Annotated in this window: 13 protein-coding genes; 6 read left to right on the top strand and 7 right to left on the bottom strand. The window is 71.7% G+C overall.

What is annotated here, in order from left to right:
- Positions 1-122: 122 nt before the first annotated feature.
- A complete protein-coding gene (locus tag OCT49_RS06530; protein WP_283850939.1) occupies positions 123-1,034 on the top strand; it encodes a sterol desaturase family protein in 912 nt (303 codons plus the stop codon).
- Positions 1,031-1,786, top strand: coding sequence for a lysoplasmalogenase (locus OCT49_RS06525; RefSeq protein WP_283850938.1), 756 nt, complete (start codon positions 1,031-1,033; stop codon positions 1,784-1,786). Before OCT49_RS06530 ends, OCT49_RS06525 begins: the two co-directional genes overlap by 4 nt.
- 5 nt (positions 1,787-1,791) lie before the next feature.
- On the opposite strand, the gene OCT49_RS06520 is transcribed toward OCT49_RS06525, so the two are convergent.
- On the bottom strand, positions 1,792-3,228 hold the full coding sequence (locus tag OCT49_RS06520) for a CoA transferase (protein WP_283850937.1): 1,437 nt from the start codon (positions 3,226-3,228) through the stop codon (positions 1,792-1,794).
- A gap of 110 nt (positions 3,229-3,338) precedes the next feature.
- Positions 3,339-4,874, bottom strand: a complete 1,536-nt coding sequence (locus OCT49_RS06515) for a S8 family peptidase (protein WP_283850936.1) — start codon at positions 4,872-4,874, stop codon at positions 3,339-3,341.
- Positions 4,875-5,182: 308 nt separating this feature from the next.
- On the opposite strand from OCT49_RS06515, the gene OCT49_RS06510 reads away from it, so the two are divergent.
- From OCT49_RS06510 to moaA, 3 genes are all read left to right on the top strand, one after another.
- The gene (locus tag OCT49_RS06510; protein WP_283850935.1) at positions 5,183-5,551 is read left to right on the top strand and encodes a DUF485 domain-containing protein; all 369 of its coding nucleotides are present in this window, start codon (positions 5,183-5,185) and stop codon (positions 5,549-5,551) included.
- Entirely contained in the window at positions 5,548-7,188 is a 1,641-nt protein-coding gene (locus OCT49_RS06505; protein ID WP_283850934.1) for a monocarboxylic acid transporter, read from the top strand. Before OCT49_RS06510 ends, OCT49_RS06505 begins: the two co-directional genes overlap by 4 nt.
- 173 nt (positions 7,189-7,361) lie before the next feature.
- The gene (moaA, locus tag OCT49_RS06500) at positions 7,362-8,351 is read left to right on the top strand and encodes a GTP 3',8-cyclase MoaA (RefSeq protein ID WP_283850933.1); all 990 of its coding nucleotides are present in this window, start codon (positions 7,362-7,364) and stop codon (positions 8,349-8,351) included.
- 52 nt (positions 8,352-8,403) lie between these two features.
- Here moaA and OCT49_RS06495 read toward each other — a convergent pair whose 3' ends face one another.
- Positions 8,404-8,661 carry a hypothetical protein gene (locus OCT49_RS06495; protein WP_283850932.1) on the bottom strand — a complete coding sequence of 86 codons (258 nt, stop codon included), beginning with the start codon at positions 8,659-8,661 and terminating at the stop codon, positions 8,404-8,406.
- A gap of 240 nt (positions 8,662-8,901) precedes the next feature.
- The gene (locus OCT49_RS06490) at positions 8,902-9,267 is read right to left on the bottom strand and encodes a DUF3099 domain-containing protein (protein ID WP_283850931.1); all 366 of its coding nucleotides are present in this window, start codon (positions 9,265-9,267) and stop codon (positions 8,902-8,904) included.
- Between the two features lie 243 nt (positions 9,268-9,510).
- On the opposite strand from OCT49_RS06490, the gene OCT49_RS06485 reads away from it, so the two are divergent.
- On the top strand, positions 9,511-9,786 hold the full coding sequence (locus OCT49_RS06485; protein ID WP_283850930.1) for a GlsB/YeaQ/YmgE family stress response membrane protein: 276 nt from the start codon (positions 9,511-9,513) through the stop codon (positions 9,784-9,786).
- Positions 9,787-9,860: 74 nt separating this feature from the next.
- Here the strand turns inward: OCT49_RS06485 and tyrS are convergent, their stop codons facing one another.
- The 3 genes from tyrS to OCT49_RS06470 form a co-directional block, all read right to left on the bottom strand.
- Positions 9,861-11,126: a tyrosine--tRNA ligase gene (tyrS, locus tag OCT49_RS06480; protein WP_283850929.1), complete on the bottom strand. Its 1,266-nt coding sequence runs from the start codon at positions 11,124-11,126 to the stop codon at positions 9,861-9,863.
- A gap of 67 nt (positions 11,127-11,193) precedes the next feature.
- Positions 11,194-12,588 carry a metallopeptidase TldD-related protein gene (locus OCT49_RS06475; protein WP_283850928.1) on the bottom strand — a complete coding sequence of 465 codons (1,395 nt, stop codon included), beginning with the start codon at positions 12,586-12,588 and terminating at the stop codon, positions 11,194-11,196.
- An 82-nt stretch (positions 12,589-12,670) separates the two neighbouring features.
- Positions 12,671-14,194: a TldD/PmbA family protein gene (locus OCT49_RS06470; RefSeq protein WP_283850927.1), complete on the bottom strand. Its 1,524-nt coding sequence runs from the start codon at positions 14,192-14,194 to the stop codon at positions 12,671-12,673.
- Positions 14,195-14,325: the final 131 nt, after the last annotated feature.

Genomic DNA, 14,325 nt, shown 5'->3' with positions numbered 1-14,325 from the left:
ATCACAGGGATCGTACGACGAGCGCATTGGTGGAAGTCACCAAAGACTGCTGACAACGTGTCTTGCATACTTGTTGGTAACAACGTCTGGTCCCGGCCCGCCCGCGGCCCTACGGTGCTGCCATGCCGACGAACCTGCCCGATGTAGTGCTCTGGTCCATACCGGCCTTCGTCCTGCTCACCGTCCTGGAAATGGCCCTCCACCACTTCCACCCCGACGAGGAGGCCGCCGGGTACGAGACGAAGGACACCGTCACCAGCATCAGCATGGGGCTGGGCAGCCTGGCCTTCGACCTGTTGTGGAAAGTGCCCGTCGTCGCGATCTACACCGCCGTCTACGAACTGACCCCGCTGCGCGTCCCCGTGCTGTGGTGGACCGTGCTGCTGATGCTGCTCGCGCAGGACTTCTTCTACTACTGGTCGCACCGCGGTCACCACGTCATCCGGATCCTCTGGGCCTGCCACGTGGTCCACCACTCCAGCCGGAAGTTCAACCTCTCCACCGCGCTGCGCCAGCCCTGGACCTCGCTGACCGTCTGGCCGTTCTACCTGCCGATGATCGCCTGCGGGGTCCACCCGGCCGCGCTCGCCTTCTGCTCGTCGGCCAACCTCGTCTACCAGTTCTGGGTGCACACCGAGCGCGTCGACAAGCTGCCCAGGCCCTTCGAGTACGTGCTGAACACGCCCTCCCACCACCGGGTGCACCACGCGTCGCAGGGCGGCTACCTGGACCGGAACTTCGGCGGCATCCTGATCGTCTGGGACCGGCTCTTCGGGTCCTTCACGGCCGAGACGGAGCGCCCCGTCTTCGGCCTCACCAAGAACATCGACACGTTCAACCCCCTGCGGGTCGCCACCCACGAGTACGTCGCCATCGCCCGTGACGTACGGGCGGCGAGCAGTTGGAGCGAGCGCGCCGGGCGGATCTTCCGCGGGCCCGGCTGGCAGTCGGCGGCGGCCCCCACGGCCCCCGCCACCCCTGCCGCCCCCGCGACCACGCCCATGACCCTTCCCACCGAGGAGCGCGCCGGATGAGCGCCGAAGCCGACCGGGACCGCCGGACGAACACCGCCCCCGGCCGGGACCCCCGCAGCACGGACCGGACGAACGCCGACGCCGAGGCCGGCGCGGGCCGCCGGGACCGCCTCGTGCGCCCGCTGCTCCTCGCGTTCCTCGGGGCCTGCGCCGTCGACCTCATCGGCGTGCTCGCCGGGATCGAGCTCGCCCACCAGATCGCGAAACCCCTGCTGATGCCGCTGCTGGCGGGGTACGCCCTCGCCCGGCGCGGGCCCCGGCTGCTCGTCGCGGCGCTGCTGTTCGGCTGGGGCGGCGACACCTTCCTGCTGCTCGACTCCGACCCGGCCTTCCTGGTCGGGATGGGCTCCTTCGCCGTCGGCCACGTCTGCTACCTGTGGCTCTTCGGGCGGGCCCACAGCTCACCGGTGGCCGCGCTCGGGTACGCGGTGGCCCTGACCGTCTTCGTCGCGCTGCTCTGGAACGGGCTGCCCGCGGACCTGCGGGTGCCGATGGCCGGCTACAGCATGCTGCTCACGGCGATGGCGTGCCGGGCCGGCGCCCTCGGTACGCGGGCGGCCGTCGGCGGAGGGCTGTTCCTGCTCTCCGACGGGCTGATCGCCACCGGGATCGCCGACTGGCCGCAGCTGCCCGCCCCCGACTTCTGGGTCATGCTCACCTACCTCGCGGCGCAGTACCTGCTGACCACCGGGGCACTCGCCCCCGCCCCGGAGCGGGCGGGCCGCACCACGGCGGACGGGCCCCGGGGCTAGGGCGCTCACCGGGCCGCGAGCCAGTCCGGACGGTCCGCCCCCAGCGGGCCGGGCGGGCGCGACCAGTTCGCGGGGGAGCCGTCGAAGGCGACCGCCGGCAGCGCGTGCCGCAGCCGGCCCAGCGGACCGTCCGTCTCCGTGAGCCACTTCTCCGGGTCGTACGAATCGTGAGCCCCGTCGGCGCCGGAGTCGGGGCCTTCCGGGGCCGGGGCGGGCAGTTCGTCGAGCAGCCAGGCGGCGGTACGGGCCAGCGAGAGCGTGACCAGCCGGGAGCCGCCCTCGTCGTGTTGCTCGGTCAGGGCCCGCAGCACGGCGGCGGCCAGCAGATAGCCGGTGCCGTGGTCCAGCGCCTGCGCGGGCAGCGCACCCGGCGTGCCCTCCGGGCCGGCCTGGACCGAGGCGATGCCCGTGGCCACCTGCACCAGACTGTCGAAGCCGCGCCGCTCCGCCCACGGGCCGGCAAACCCCCAGGCCGACAACCGTCCGACGACCAGCCCCGGCCTGCGCGCGGCCAGGGACCGGGGCGTCAGCCCGAACCGGTCCAGCGCCCCCGGCCGGTACCCGACCACGACCACGTCCGCCTCGTCCAGCAACGCGTCGAGAGCGGCCCGGCCGGAAGGGCGGTCGAGGTCCAGGTCCGCCGACCGCTTCCCGAAACCGGTGTCGCCGTGCGCGTCCGGACTCTCCGGCAGCCTCGGCGAGTCGATCCGCAGCACGTCCGCGCCGAGCAGCGCCAGGGTCCGGGTGGCGACGGGCCCGGCGATGACCCGGGTGAGGTCCAGTACGCGCAACCCGGCGGCGGGCAGCACCGGTTCGCCGCCGGGCGCCGCCGTCCGGCGCACCGGCGCGTCGTCGAGCCGTTTCCCGGCCACCAGCGGCGTGCCCGCCAGGGCGGCGCCCTGCGGGTCGGCCGCCCACTGCGCCGGGGTGCGGGCGGCCACGGCCAGGCCGCCCGCCGCGTACACCGTCCGCTCGATCTCCTCGCTCCGGCGCCCGGCGAACGAGGCGGCCACCGCCGCCACCGCGACGTCGTCCGGGGTGTCCCCGGGCAGCCCCAGCGTGGCCAGCAACCGGACCCGGTGATGCGGGTAGTTGGCATGCGTACGGACCCAGCCGTCCGCCGAGCGCCAGAACCTGGACAACGGGGCGAAGGTGGTCGCCGCCCGCCCGTCGATCCGCAGATGACGCTCACCGGTGAACGCCGTCGCCACCGCGCCGTCGTCGATCCGGACCCGGGGCACCGGGCCACCGGTCCGGCGGGCGGCCAGTTCGGCGGCGGCCAGCGAGCAGACCGCCACGGTGGACCGGGCCAGCTCCATGACGGGCAGCCGCGCGGGGAGCGCCCCGCCGCGACCGGCCGTCCCGATGCGGGCGAGCAGCGCGGGATCGCCGCCCAGCGCCGCCCACGCCTGTTCGATGCCGGATGCACGTACCTGGTTCATCCCCGCACTATGGCACCGGGTGCCACCACGGGGGAAGGGCTCCGGGCCCCGGTGAACGGCGGGAGGGCCCGGTCGAAGACCCCGGACCCTCCCCCTCGTGCCGCTTCCCGCTACCAGCGGACCGCGTTCAGCGCGTTCACCACACCGGCGCCGTAGAAGCCGTTGCGGTTCTTGCCGCCCTCGCAGACGGCGTCGATCGTGCCGTCGCCGTCGATGTCGTACGGCTCGCCGCACGCGGTGGCGTCGGCCTGCGCGAGCAGCAGCGCCTTCACCGCGGCCGCCGGCGCGTACGGGTGCTTCGACTTGATCAGGGCCGCGACACCCGCGACGTGCGGGGAGGCCATCGACGTACCGGCCTTGTAGCCGTACTTGCCGCCCGGCAGCGTGGACAGGATCAGACCGCTCGTGGCCGGCGGGGCGGGCGTCTGGTAGACCGTGGAGTCACCGCCCGGGGCCGCCACGTCGATGACGCCGTTCCCGTAGTTCGAGTACGAGGACTTCAGGCCCTTGGCACCGGTCGCGGAGACCGTCACCACGCCCGGCAGCATCGCCGGGATGTCGAGGCACTCGCTCGGGTCGATCGTGCGGGTGACCGCCTCGGTGTCGTTCGGGCTGGTCGTGTCCTCGATCGCGTCGGAGGCCAGGTCGAAGGCGCTGTTGCCGGCCGAGGCTACGTTGACCGCGCCCTTGCGCTCCGCGTACCGCGTGGCCCGGGCGACGGCCTCGACCAGGGCGCCCTGGTCCTCGTCCTCCTTGCAGTTGAACATCCACGGGTCGGTGTAATAGCTGTTGTTGGTGACGTCGACCCCGTGCTCGGCGGCCCAGACGAAGCTGCAGACGATCGACTCGGTGTAGAAGAAGCCGTCCGGGTTCGCCACCTTGATGCCGGCGACCTTCACCCCCGGCGCCACGCCCGTCACGCCGACGCCGTTCTTCGCGGCGGCGATGGTGCCCGCCACGTGCGTGCCGTGGTCGCTCTCGCCGGCCTTCGGGCGCCAGGCGCCGTCCGTGGTGTCCGGTGCCCCGGAGACACAGCTCGCCGAGGCCCCGCGGTCGAAGTTCGGCGCCAGGTCCGGGTGGGTGTCGTCGACGCCCGTGTCGATGACCGCGACCGTGACCTTGCTGCTGCCCAGCGTCTTCTTGTGCGCCTGGTCCGCCTTGATGGCGGGCAGGTCCCACTGCAGGGGCTCCATCGGGTCCTGGCCCGCCGTCGCCCGCGCCGCCGCGCCCTTCGCCTGGGCGGCGGTGAGCGGCTGCTCGTCCCCGGTGTCCGTGGTGGCCTGCGGGACGATGGGGTTGGTGCGGGTGGCCCCCGCCGAATCCACGCCCTTGACCCGGCGGATCGTCTTCGCGAAGTCCGGGTTCTGCGAGTGGGCGACGATGACGCCGATCTGCTCGTAGGCGACCACCACCGTGCCACCGGCCCGGACTATCGCCTTCTTCACCTGCTTGACCGTGCCGTGGTTGCCCCGCGTGTTGACCACGTAGGAGAGCTTCGGGCCGTCCGTCGACACCGTCGCCGAGGGCTGCGCGTCCACCGGTGCGGCGGAGGCGGCACCCGCGGGGAGGAAGCCGAGCGAGGCGGTGAGGGCCAGCCCGACGGGCAATGTCAGTGCGCGCGTCCGTCTGGATCCCAGCTGAGCCATGGGGTCTCCACATCATCCGTGCCGGGCGACCGGCACGGATGTGGCCGGTCGCGTACATGACGTGTGAAGTTATCGCTGATCATCCCCGCTCATCAATGAGTTCGTGGTAACGGATTCGACCGGACGGCGGCAGGAAGCGGCAGGAGAAGTACGCGTACGCGGTGAACCGCCCCGCGGCACCCTCCGTGCCCATGACCGGGAGAGCGCTCCCGCCCCTGCCGGGAAGGGACTTCGCACCCCGGCACCCGGCCTTCCCGATGAGACCGACCGTCACCCACCCCACCGCACCCGCGTCGCGAGGAGATTCCGTGGCTACCGATGCACCGCCGCCGCCCGAGGGCAGTACGGACACCCGCCCCACCCGGCCCACGACCGAGGCGTTCCTCGAGACGCAGGAGAGCGCGGAGTTCGGCGAACTGCGCCGCACCCACCGCTCGTTCGCCTTCCCGCTGACCGTCGCCTTCGTCCTCTGGTACCTGCTGTACGTGCTGCTGTCCAACTACGCGGGCGGCTTCATGGGCACCAAGGTGTACGGCAACATCAACGTGGCCTTCGTGTTCGGTCTCGCCCAGTTCGCCACCACCTTCCTCATCGCCTGGTTCTACGCGCGCCACGCCGCGGCGAAGCTCGACCCGAAGGCCGAGGCGATCAAGTCCCGCATGGAGGCCGACGCATGAGCACCGCGTACCCCTCGCACCACGTCCTCCAGCTGGCCGCCTCGTCCACCACCGAGCACCGGCCGCTGATCATCACGCTCTTCGCCGTGTTCGTCGCCGCGACCCTGGGCATCACCGTCTGGGCCGGACGCCAGACCAGGAGCGCCGCCGACTTCTACGCGGGCGGCCGCCAGTTCACCGCCTTCCAGAACGGACTCGCGGTCTCCGGCGACTACATGTCGGCGGCCTCGTTCCTCGGCATCGCCGGCGCCATCGCCCTCTTCGGCTACGACGGCTTCCTGTACTCCATCGGCTTCCTCGTCGCCTGGCTGGTGGCCCTGCTGCTGGTCGCCGAACCACTGCGCAACTCGGGCCGCTACACGATGGGCGACGTCCTCGCCTACCGGATGCGCCAGCGCCCGGTCCGCACCGCCGCCGGGGTCTCCACCATCGTCGTCTCGATCTTCTACCTGCTGGCGCAGATGGCGGGCGCGGGCGTCCTGGTCGCCCTCCTCCTCGGCATCACCAGCGACGCCGGCAAGATCCTCATCGTCTCCCTGGTCGGCGTACTGATGATCGTGTACGTCACCATCGGCGGCATGAAGGGCACCACCTGGGTGCAGATGGTGAAGGCCGTCCTGCTGATCGCGGGCGCCCTGCTGATGACCTTCCTGGTGCTGCTGAAGTTCGACTTCAACATCTCCGACCTGCTGGGCACGGCCGCCGCGAAGAGCGGCCACGGAGCGGCATTCCTGGAACCCGGCCTCAAGTACGGCGTCACCGGCACTTCGAAGCTGGACTTCCTCTCCCTCGGCATCGCACTCGTCCTCGGCACCGCCGGCCTGCCGCACATCCTGATCCGCTTCTACACGGTGCCGACCGCCAAGGCCGCCCGGAAGTCCGTCAACTGGGCCATCGGCATCATCGGCGCGTTCTACCTGATGACGATCGCGCTCGGCTTCGGCGCCGCGGCCCTGATCGGCCCGGCCGAGATCAAGGCCAAGAACCCGGCCGGCAACGCCGCAGCCCCGCAACTCGCCGAATACCTCGGCGGGGTCGGCTCCACCGGCGGCGCCGTGCTGCTCGCCGTGATCTCCGCCGTCGCCTTCGCCACCATCCTCGCCGTCGTCGCCGGGCTCACCCTCGCCTCCTCGTCCTCCTTCGCCCACGACATCTACGCCAACGTCATCCGCGGGGGGAAGGCCACCGAGAAGGAGGAGATGCGGGCCGCCCGCTGGGCCACCGTCCTCATCGGCGCGGTCGCGATCGTCCTGGGCGCCTTCGCCCGCGACATGAACGTCGCCGGGCTCGTGGCACTGGCCTTCGCCGTCGCCGCCTCCGCCAACCTGCCGACCATCCTCTACAGCCTCTTCTGGAAACGGTTCACCACCCAGGGCGCACTGTGGTCGATCTACGGCGGTCTGGCGAGCTCGGTGATCCTGGTGCTGTTCTCACCGGTCGTCTCCGGCAACCCGAAGACCTCGATGTTCAAGGGCGTCGACTTCGCCTGGTTCCCGCTGGAGAACCCCGGCCTGATCTCCATCCCGCTGGGCTTCCTGCTCGGCTGGATCGGCTCCCTCCTCTCGAAGGAGGAACCGGACAAGGGCAAGTACGCCGAGCTGGAGGTCAAGTCCCTCACCGGCGTCGGAGCACACTGAACGAACACCGCGCACGGCCGTGTCGTAGGACCCTACGACACGGCCGTGCCGCTCCTCGTGGCTTACGGGCCCCCTCGATGTCACCGCTCTCGCGTAGGCTCGGAGGAGCCGGCCGGAACCGCCGCCCGGACACCCGGGAACGGCACCGGAAAGCCACCGGGGGAGGGGGTCACATGCTCATCGACACCTACGGCAGGGTCGCCACCGACCTGCGCGTCTCACTGACCGACCGGTGCAACCTCCGATGCACGTACTGCATGCCCGAGGAGGGCCTGCAGTGGCTGGCCAAGCCCGACCTGCTCAGCGACGACGAGATCGTCCGGCTGATCCGCATCGCCGTCACCCGGCTGGGCATCACCGAGGTCCGGTTCACCGGCGGCGAGCCGCTGCTGCGCCCCGGCCTGGTCTCCGTCGTCGAGCGGTGCGCGGCCCTGGACCCGCGCCCCAGGATGTCGCTCACCACCAACGGCATCGGACTGAAGCGCACCGCCGCCGCGCTCAGGGCGGCGGGACTCGACCGGGTCAACGTCTCGCTGGACACCCTGCGCCCCGAGACCTTCAAGGCGCTCACCCGCCGCGACCGCCTCCACGACGTACTGGCCGGCCTCGAAGCCGCCCGCGACGCCGGACTCGCCCCGGTCAAGGTCAACACCGTCCTCATGCCGGGACTCAACGACGACGAGGCCCCCGAGCTGCTCGCCTGGGCCGTCGAGCACGACTACGAGCTCCGCTTCATCGAGCAGATGCCGCTCGACGCCCAGCACGGCTGGAAACGCGACGGCATGATCACGGCGGGTGACATCCTCCAGTCGCTGCGCACCCGCTTCACCCTCACCGAGGAGGGCGCCACGGAGCGCGGCTCCGCCCCCGCGGAGCGCTGGATCGTCGACGGCGGACCGCACCGGGTCGGGGTCATCGCCTCCGTCACCCGCCCCTTCTGCCGGGCCTGCGACCGGACCAGACTCACCGCCGACGGACAGGTCCGCACCTGCCTCTTCGCCCGGGAGGAGACGGACCTGCGCGGCGCCCTGCGCTCGGGCGCGCCCGACGAGGAGATCGCCCGGATCTGGACGGAGGCGATGTGGGGGAAGAAAGCCGGATCGGGACTGGACGACCCCTCTTTCCTCCAGCCGGACCGGCCCATGTCGGCGATCGGCGGATAACCCCTCCGCCGGGAGCGGCGCCACCCGCCCGGACCGTGCGGCGGGCGGGAAACTAGCCCCGGGCGCCACCCGATTCCGGTCCGCCGGACTCCCACTCCGCCAGCGTCACCACATCCTTGAGGAAACCGCGGACGCCGAGGAACGAGGAGAGGTGCTCCCGGTGCTCCTCGCAGGCCAGCCAGGTCTTGCGACGCTCCGGGGTGTGCAGCTTCGGGTTGTTCCAGGCGAGCACCCACACGGCGTCGGCCCGGCAGCCCTTGGCGGAACAGATGGGCGCGGCATCATCGGCCGCGGTGTCAGGGGAGTTCACGGACTCAACCCTAGGCGGTGCCGCCGGACCGCCGTTCCCCGGCCGTCCATGTCACCCCGTGCCGGAGAAAAGCGACGCCGAGCAGCCACGGGGGGAGCTGCCCGGCGTCGGTCTGTCGCTCCGACGGGGGATGCGGAGCGCCTACGCAGTATGTCACGCACACCGGGGTGCGGTGCACCGGAACTTCATGATTGATCTGAGGTTCTCTTGAGGATTCGGTGAGACCCGCCCCGGCCGGGCTCACGCCGATCCGGCACCACGGGGCGTTTCATCACTTTTCGGGCCGGGGGCCGTGCCGCCGGACACCGGCGCCGCGTCGAGGACCGGCCGCATCGGCGTCGGTACGAAGGTCGAGGGGAGCGAAGGGGTGTTCTCCCGCCCCGCGTTGGCGATGACCACCGCCACGTAGGGGAGCAGGACACCGAGCACCAGGGCCACGATCGCGACGTACCGTTCGACGTTCCACAGCACGGCGGCCAGGATCACCGAAACCGTCCGCACGGACATCGAGATCACATAGCGCCGCTGCCTGCCGCGCACATCGTCCGCGAGTCCCTGCCGGGCCCCCGTGATCCGGAAGACCTCGTCGCCGCTCCGCTTCCGCATCACGTCTCCACCCTTCCCCCGACACCGGCGGACCGGGGCACCTCATTTCCCGCACCGGCCGCTCCCGGACCGGACCACATCCACGGTACGCCCGGCCCGCGACGGCTTCGAGACCGGGGCACGCCCCGTTCGTGCATACCGGTGCCCGTGCCGCACGTCCGGGCTCCCCCGAGGTGCGGGCGGCGCCCCGCAGGCCGACACTGGGCGGGACATGCGCGACATCGCGTCGCACGAGGAGGCGACATGGGCTGGCTGTGGGCAATCATCGTGGGGCTGGTGCTCGGTCTGATCGCGAAGGCGATCCTGCCCGGCAAACAGAACATCCCCCTCTGGCTGACAACCATCTTCGGCATCATCGGCAGCGTCCTCGGCAACGCGGTCGCCACCTGGCTCGGTGTGAACGAAACCAAGGGCATCGACTGGATGCGCCACCTGTTCCAGCTGATCGGCGCCGTGGTCGTCGTCGGGGTCGGCGACATGCTGTGGACCTCGATCCGCGGCACCAGACGGAAGGCCTGAACCACCCGTACGACGCACCGCGGCCGGACACGCTCGCACGAGCGTGTCCGGCCGCGGTGCCGATCGGATCCGGATCAGCCGGTGACCTCGATGGCGGCGAGGTTCTTCTTGCCCCGGCGCAGCACCAGCCACCGCCCCTGCAGCAGCTCCTCACGGGCCGGCGCGCTCTCGCCGTCGGTGACCTTGACGTTGTTCACGTACGCGCCGCCCTCCTTCACCGTGCGCCGGGCGCCCGACTTGCTCGGCGCCAGACCGACCTCCACCAGCAGGTCCACCAGCGGGCCGAGCTCGGTGACCCGGGCGTGCGGCACCTCGGACAGCGCGGCGGCCAGCGTCGCCTCGTCCAGCTCGCCGAGCTCGCCCTGACCGAAGAGCGCCTTCGACGCCGCGATGACCGCGGCGCACTGGTCGGCGCCGTGCACCAGCGTCGTCAGCTCCTCGGCCAGCGCGCGCTGCGCCGTCCGGGCCTGCGGGCGCTCCTCGGTGATCTTCTCCAGCTCCTCCAGCTCGGCGGGGCTGCGGAAGCTGAGGACGCGCATGTACCGGGAGACGTCCCGGTCGTCCACGTTCAGCCAGAACTGGTAGAACGCGTACGGCGTCGTCATCGTCGGGTCGAGCCAGACGGCCCCGCCCTCGGACTTGCCGAACTTCGTCCCGTCCGCCTTCGTCATCAGCGGGGTCGCCAGCGCGTGCACCTCGGCGCCCGGCTCCAGGCGGTGGATCAGGTCGAGACCCGCGGTCAGGTTGCCCCACTGGTCGCTGCCGCCCTGCTGGAGGGTGCAGCCGTAGCGCCGGTACAGCTCCAGGAAGTCCATGCTCTGGAGCAGCTGGTAGCTGAACTCGGTGTAGCTGATGCCCTCGTCGGACTCCAGCCGGCGGGCGATGGAGTCCTTGGTCAGCATCTTGTTGACCCGGAAGTGCTTGCCGATGTCCCGGAGGAACTCGATCGCGGACATGCCCGAGGTCCAGTCCAGGTTGTTCACCATGACCGCCGCGTTCTCGCCCTCGAAGGACAGGAACGGCTCGATCTGGGCCCGCAGCCGCGTCACCCAGCCGGCGACCGTCTCCGGGTCGTTCAGCGTGCGCTCCGCGGTCGGGCGCGGGTCACCGATCTGGCCGGTGGCCCCGCCCACCAGGGCGAGCGGACGCAGACCGGCCTGCTGGAGCCGGCGCATGGTGAGCACCTGCACCAGATGGCCGACGTGCAGGCTCGCCGCGGTGGGGTCGTAACCGCAATAGAAGGTGACGGGACCGTCCGCGAGAGCCTTGCGCAGTGCGTCCTCATCGGTGGACTGGGCGAACAGCCCGCGCCACTTCAGCTCGTCGACGATGTCCGTCACGGTGGTGTGTCTCCTCGTTCACGGTGTGGGGTCGCAACATCGGGTTGCAACGTCTCAGTCTAGGCGGTCATACACCCGGGCTGACCGAGCTCATGTTGAAGTCGGGGATGCGCAGCGCGGGCATCGCGGCCCGGGTGAACCAGTCGCCCCACTCGCGCGGCAGCGTCTTCCCGGTACGGCCCGCCTCGGTGGCCCGGGACAGCAGATCCACCGGCGACTCGTTGAACCGGAAGTTGTTCACCTCGCCGACGACCTCGCCGCCCTCGACGAGGTACACCCCGTCGCGGGTCAGCCCGGTCAGCAGCAGCGTCGCCGGATCGACCTCCCGGATGTACCACAGGCAGGTCAGCAGCAGCCCCCGGCCGGTCGTCGCGGCCACCATCTCCTCCAGGGACCGCTCGCCGCCGCCGTCCAGCACCAGGTTGTCGATCGCCGGCGCGACCGGCAGCCCGGTCAGCCCCGCCGTGTGCCGGGTGGTCGTCAGGTGCGCCAGCTCGCCGCCCCGGACCCAGTCGGTCGGCGCCAGGGGCAGACCGTTGTCGAAGACGGAGGCGCTGTCCCCGGAGGAGTGGGCGATCACGAACGGCGCCGACTCGAGCCCCGGCGCGTGCGGGTCGCTGCGCAGCGTCAGCGGCAGCTCGGACAGCCGCTCGCCGAGCCTGGTCCCGCCGCCCGGCCGGGAGAACACCGTCCGGCCCTCCACGGCGTCCCGCGCCGTCGACGACCACAGCTGGTAGATCAGCAGATCGGCCACCGCGGTCGGCGGCAGCAGCGTCTCGTACCGCCCGGCGGGCAGCTCGATCCGGCGCTCCGACCAGCGCAGCCGCCGTGCCAGCTCCGCGTCGAGCCCGGCCGGGTCGACGTCCTTGAAGTCGCGCGTGGAACGGCCCGCCCAGGTCGAGCGGGTCCGGTCGGGCGACTTCGCGTTGAGCTCCAGCGTCCCGTTCGGCTGGTCGTGGCGCAGCCGCAGCCCCGTCGACGTGCCGAGGTAGGTGGAGGTCATCTCGTGGTTGGCGAAGCCGTACAGTTCACGGCCGCCGGAACGGGCCCGGGCGAAGGCGTCCCCGAGCGCCGGGGCGAACTCGGCGAAGACTTCCGAGCCCGTCTCGGCCGGCGCGTCCGTGAAGCCGGGCGACACGGGCACCCCGGCGACCAGCGGCTGGGCGTCCTCGGCGGGACCGGCCCCGCGCGCGGCGGCCTCGGCGGCCCGCACCAGCGGCTCCAGGTCGTCCGCGGTGACGGCCGACCGCGACACCACCCCGGACGCGGTGCCCTGCGCACCGTCCACGGTCGCGATGACGGTCAGGGTCCGCCCCCGCGTCACCCCGTTCGTCGTGAGGGCGTTGCCGGCCCAGCGCAGGTTCGCCGACGACTCCTCGTCGGCGATGACCACGCACCCGTCCGCGGTGGACAGTTCGAGCGCCCGCTCGACGATCTCGTGCGGCTTGCTGACGCGGCTCATCGTCCGGCCTCCTGCGTCGTGTTGAGACTGTGCTGTCCCGGGTGTCGACCCCCGGACCCCCGGCCGGTTCCGTGGTGACCGTTCATCGTCCGGCCTCCTGCGTCGTGTTGAGGATGTTCACGCCCCGGAAGAGGGCGGAGGGGCAGCCGTGCGAGACGGCCGCGACCTGGCCGGGCTGGGCCTTGCCGCAGTTGAAGGCGCCGCCCAGGACGTACGTCTGCGGGCCGCCGACCTTCTCCATCGAGCCCCAGAAGTCCGTCGTCGTCGCCTGGTAGGCCACGTCGCGCAGCTGACCGGCCAGCCGCCCGTTCTCGATCCGGAAGAACCGCTGACCGGTAAATTGAAAGTTGTACCTTTGCATGTCGATCGACCAGGACCGGTCGCCGACCACGTAGATCCCGCGCTCCACCCCGCCGATCAGGTCCTCCGTGGACAGCCCGCCCGGCTCCGGCCGCAGCGACACGTTCGCCATCCGCTGGACGGGGACGTGCCCCGGCGAGTCCGCGTAGGCGCAGCCGTTGGACCGGCCCAGCCCCGTGAGCTTCGCGATCCGCCGGTCCAGCTGGTACCCGACCAGCGTCCCGTTCCTGATCAGGTCCCAGGACTGCGCCTCGACGCCCTCGTCGTCGTACCCGATGGTCGCGAGCCCGTGCTCGGCGGTGCGGTCACCGGTCACGTTCATCACGGAGGAGCCGTACGCCAGCTTCCCCAGCTGGTCGAAGGTGGCGAACGAGGTCCCGGCGTACGCCGCCTCGTAGCCCAGCGCCCGGTCCAGCTCCGTGGCGTGGCCGATCGACTCGTGGATGGTCAGCCAGAGGTTGGACGGGTCGACGACCAGGTCGTACGTCCCCGCCTCGACGCTCGGCGCCCGCATCTTCTCGGCCAGCAGGCCGGGAATCCGCGCCAGCTCGTCGTCCCAGTCCCAGCCGGTCCCGGTCATGTACTCCCAGCCGCGGCCCACCGGCGGGGCGATCGTCCGCATCGAGTCGAACTCGCCGGTCGTCCCGTCCACGGCCACCGCGGTGAACTCCGGGTGCAGCCGGACCCGCTGCTGGGTGGTCACGGTGCCCGCCGTGTCCGCGTAGAACTTGTTCTCGTGCACGGCCGTCAGCGAGGCGTCGACATGTGCGACGCCCTCGGCGCCCAGGAGCCGGGAACTCCACTCGGCGAGCAGCCCCGCCTTCTCCTCGTCCGGCACGGCGAAGGGATCGACCTCGTACGCCGAGACCCAGGTCCGCTCGCCGTGCGACGGCTCGTCCGCCAGCTCGACCCGCTCGTCCGACCCGGCCGCCGCGATCACCTTCGCCGACAGCTTCGCCATGGCCACGGCCTGCGAGGCGACCTTCGCCGCCGCGTCCATCGTCAGGTCCACCCCGGACGCGAACCCCCACGCCCCGCCGTGCACCACCCGTACCGCGTACCCGAGATCGGTGGTGTCCGAGGAGCCCGCGGGCCGGGCGTCCCGCAGCCGCCAGGACGCGCTGCGCACCCGTTCGAACCGGAAGTCGGCATGCACGGCGCCCAGCGCCCGCGCGCGGGCGAGCGCCGCGTCGGCGAGGGCGCGCAGGGGCAGGGCCAGAAAAGACTGATCTACCTCATGGGGCACAGGGAATTCCCTTCTCGATACACCACGGCAGTGAATCACGCCGCACGGCGACCGCACCCGGGGATGTCCGGTGCCGCCCCTCGGGGCTTGCCGGGGCCCACCGGGATGCGCCTCCCCGGGTGATCGTCTGT

The organism is Streptomyces sp. ML-6, assembly GCF_030116705.1.
In the GTDB taxonomy this organism is placed as follows: Bacteria; Actinomycetota; Actinomycetes; order Streptomycetales; family Streptomycetaceae; genus Streptomyces.
Note: the sequence above shows the minus strand (reverse complement) of the source record. Positions and strands in the feature narration are given on the sequence as shown.

Bases quoted from the DNA above. Each gene is read 5' to 3' on its own strand.
- OCT49_RS06490 (WP_283850931.1), bottom strand. From the start codon at position 9,267: ATGCGGAAGCGGAGCGGCGACGAGGTCTTCCGGATCACGGGGGCCCGG.
- OCT49_RS06475 (WP_283850928.1), bottom strand. From the start codon at position 12,588: ATGAGCCGCGTCAGCAAGCCGCACGAGATCGTCGAGCGGGCGCTCGAA.
- OCT49_RS06515 (WP_283850936.1), bottom strand. From the start codon at position 4,874: ATGGCTCAGCTGGGATCCAGACGGACGCGCGCACTGACATTGCCCGTC.
- moaA (WP_283850933.1), top strand. From the start codon at position 7,362: ATGCTCATCGACACCTACGGCAGGGTCGCCACCGACCTGCGCGTCTCA.
- OCT49_RS06505 (WP_283850934.1), top strand. From the start codon at position 5,548: ATGAGCACCGCGTACCCCTCGCACCACGTCCTCCAGCTGGCCGCCTCG.
- OCT49_RS06520 (WP_283850937.1), bottom strand. From the start codon at position 3,228: ATGAACCAGGTACGTGCATCCGGCATCGAACAGGCGTGGGCGGCGCTG.
- OCT49_RS06525 (WP_283850938.1), top strand. From the start codon at position 1,031: ATGAGCGCCGAAGCCGACCGGGACCGCCGGACGAACACCGCCCCCGGC.
- OCT49_RS06485 (WP_283850930.1), top strand. From the start codon at position 9,511: ATGGGCTGGCTGTGGGCAATCATCGTGGGGCTGGTGCTCGGTCTGATC.
- OCT49_RS06530 (WP_283850939.1), top strand. From the start codon at position 123: ATGCCGACGAACCTGCCCGATGTAGTGCTCTGGTCCATACCGGCCTTC.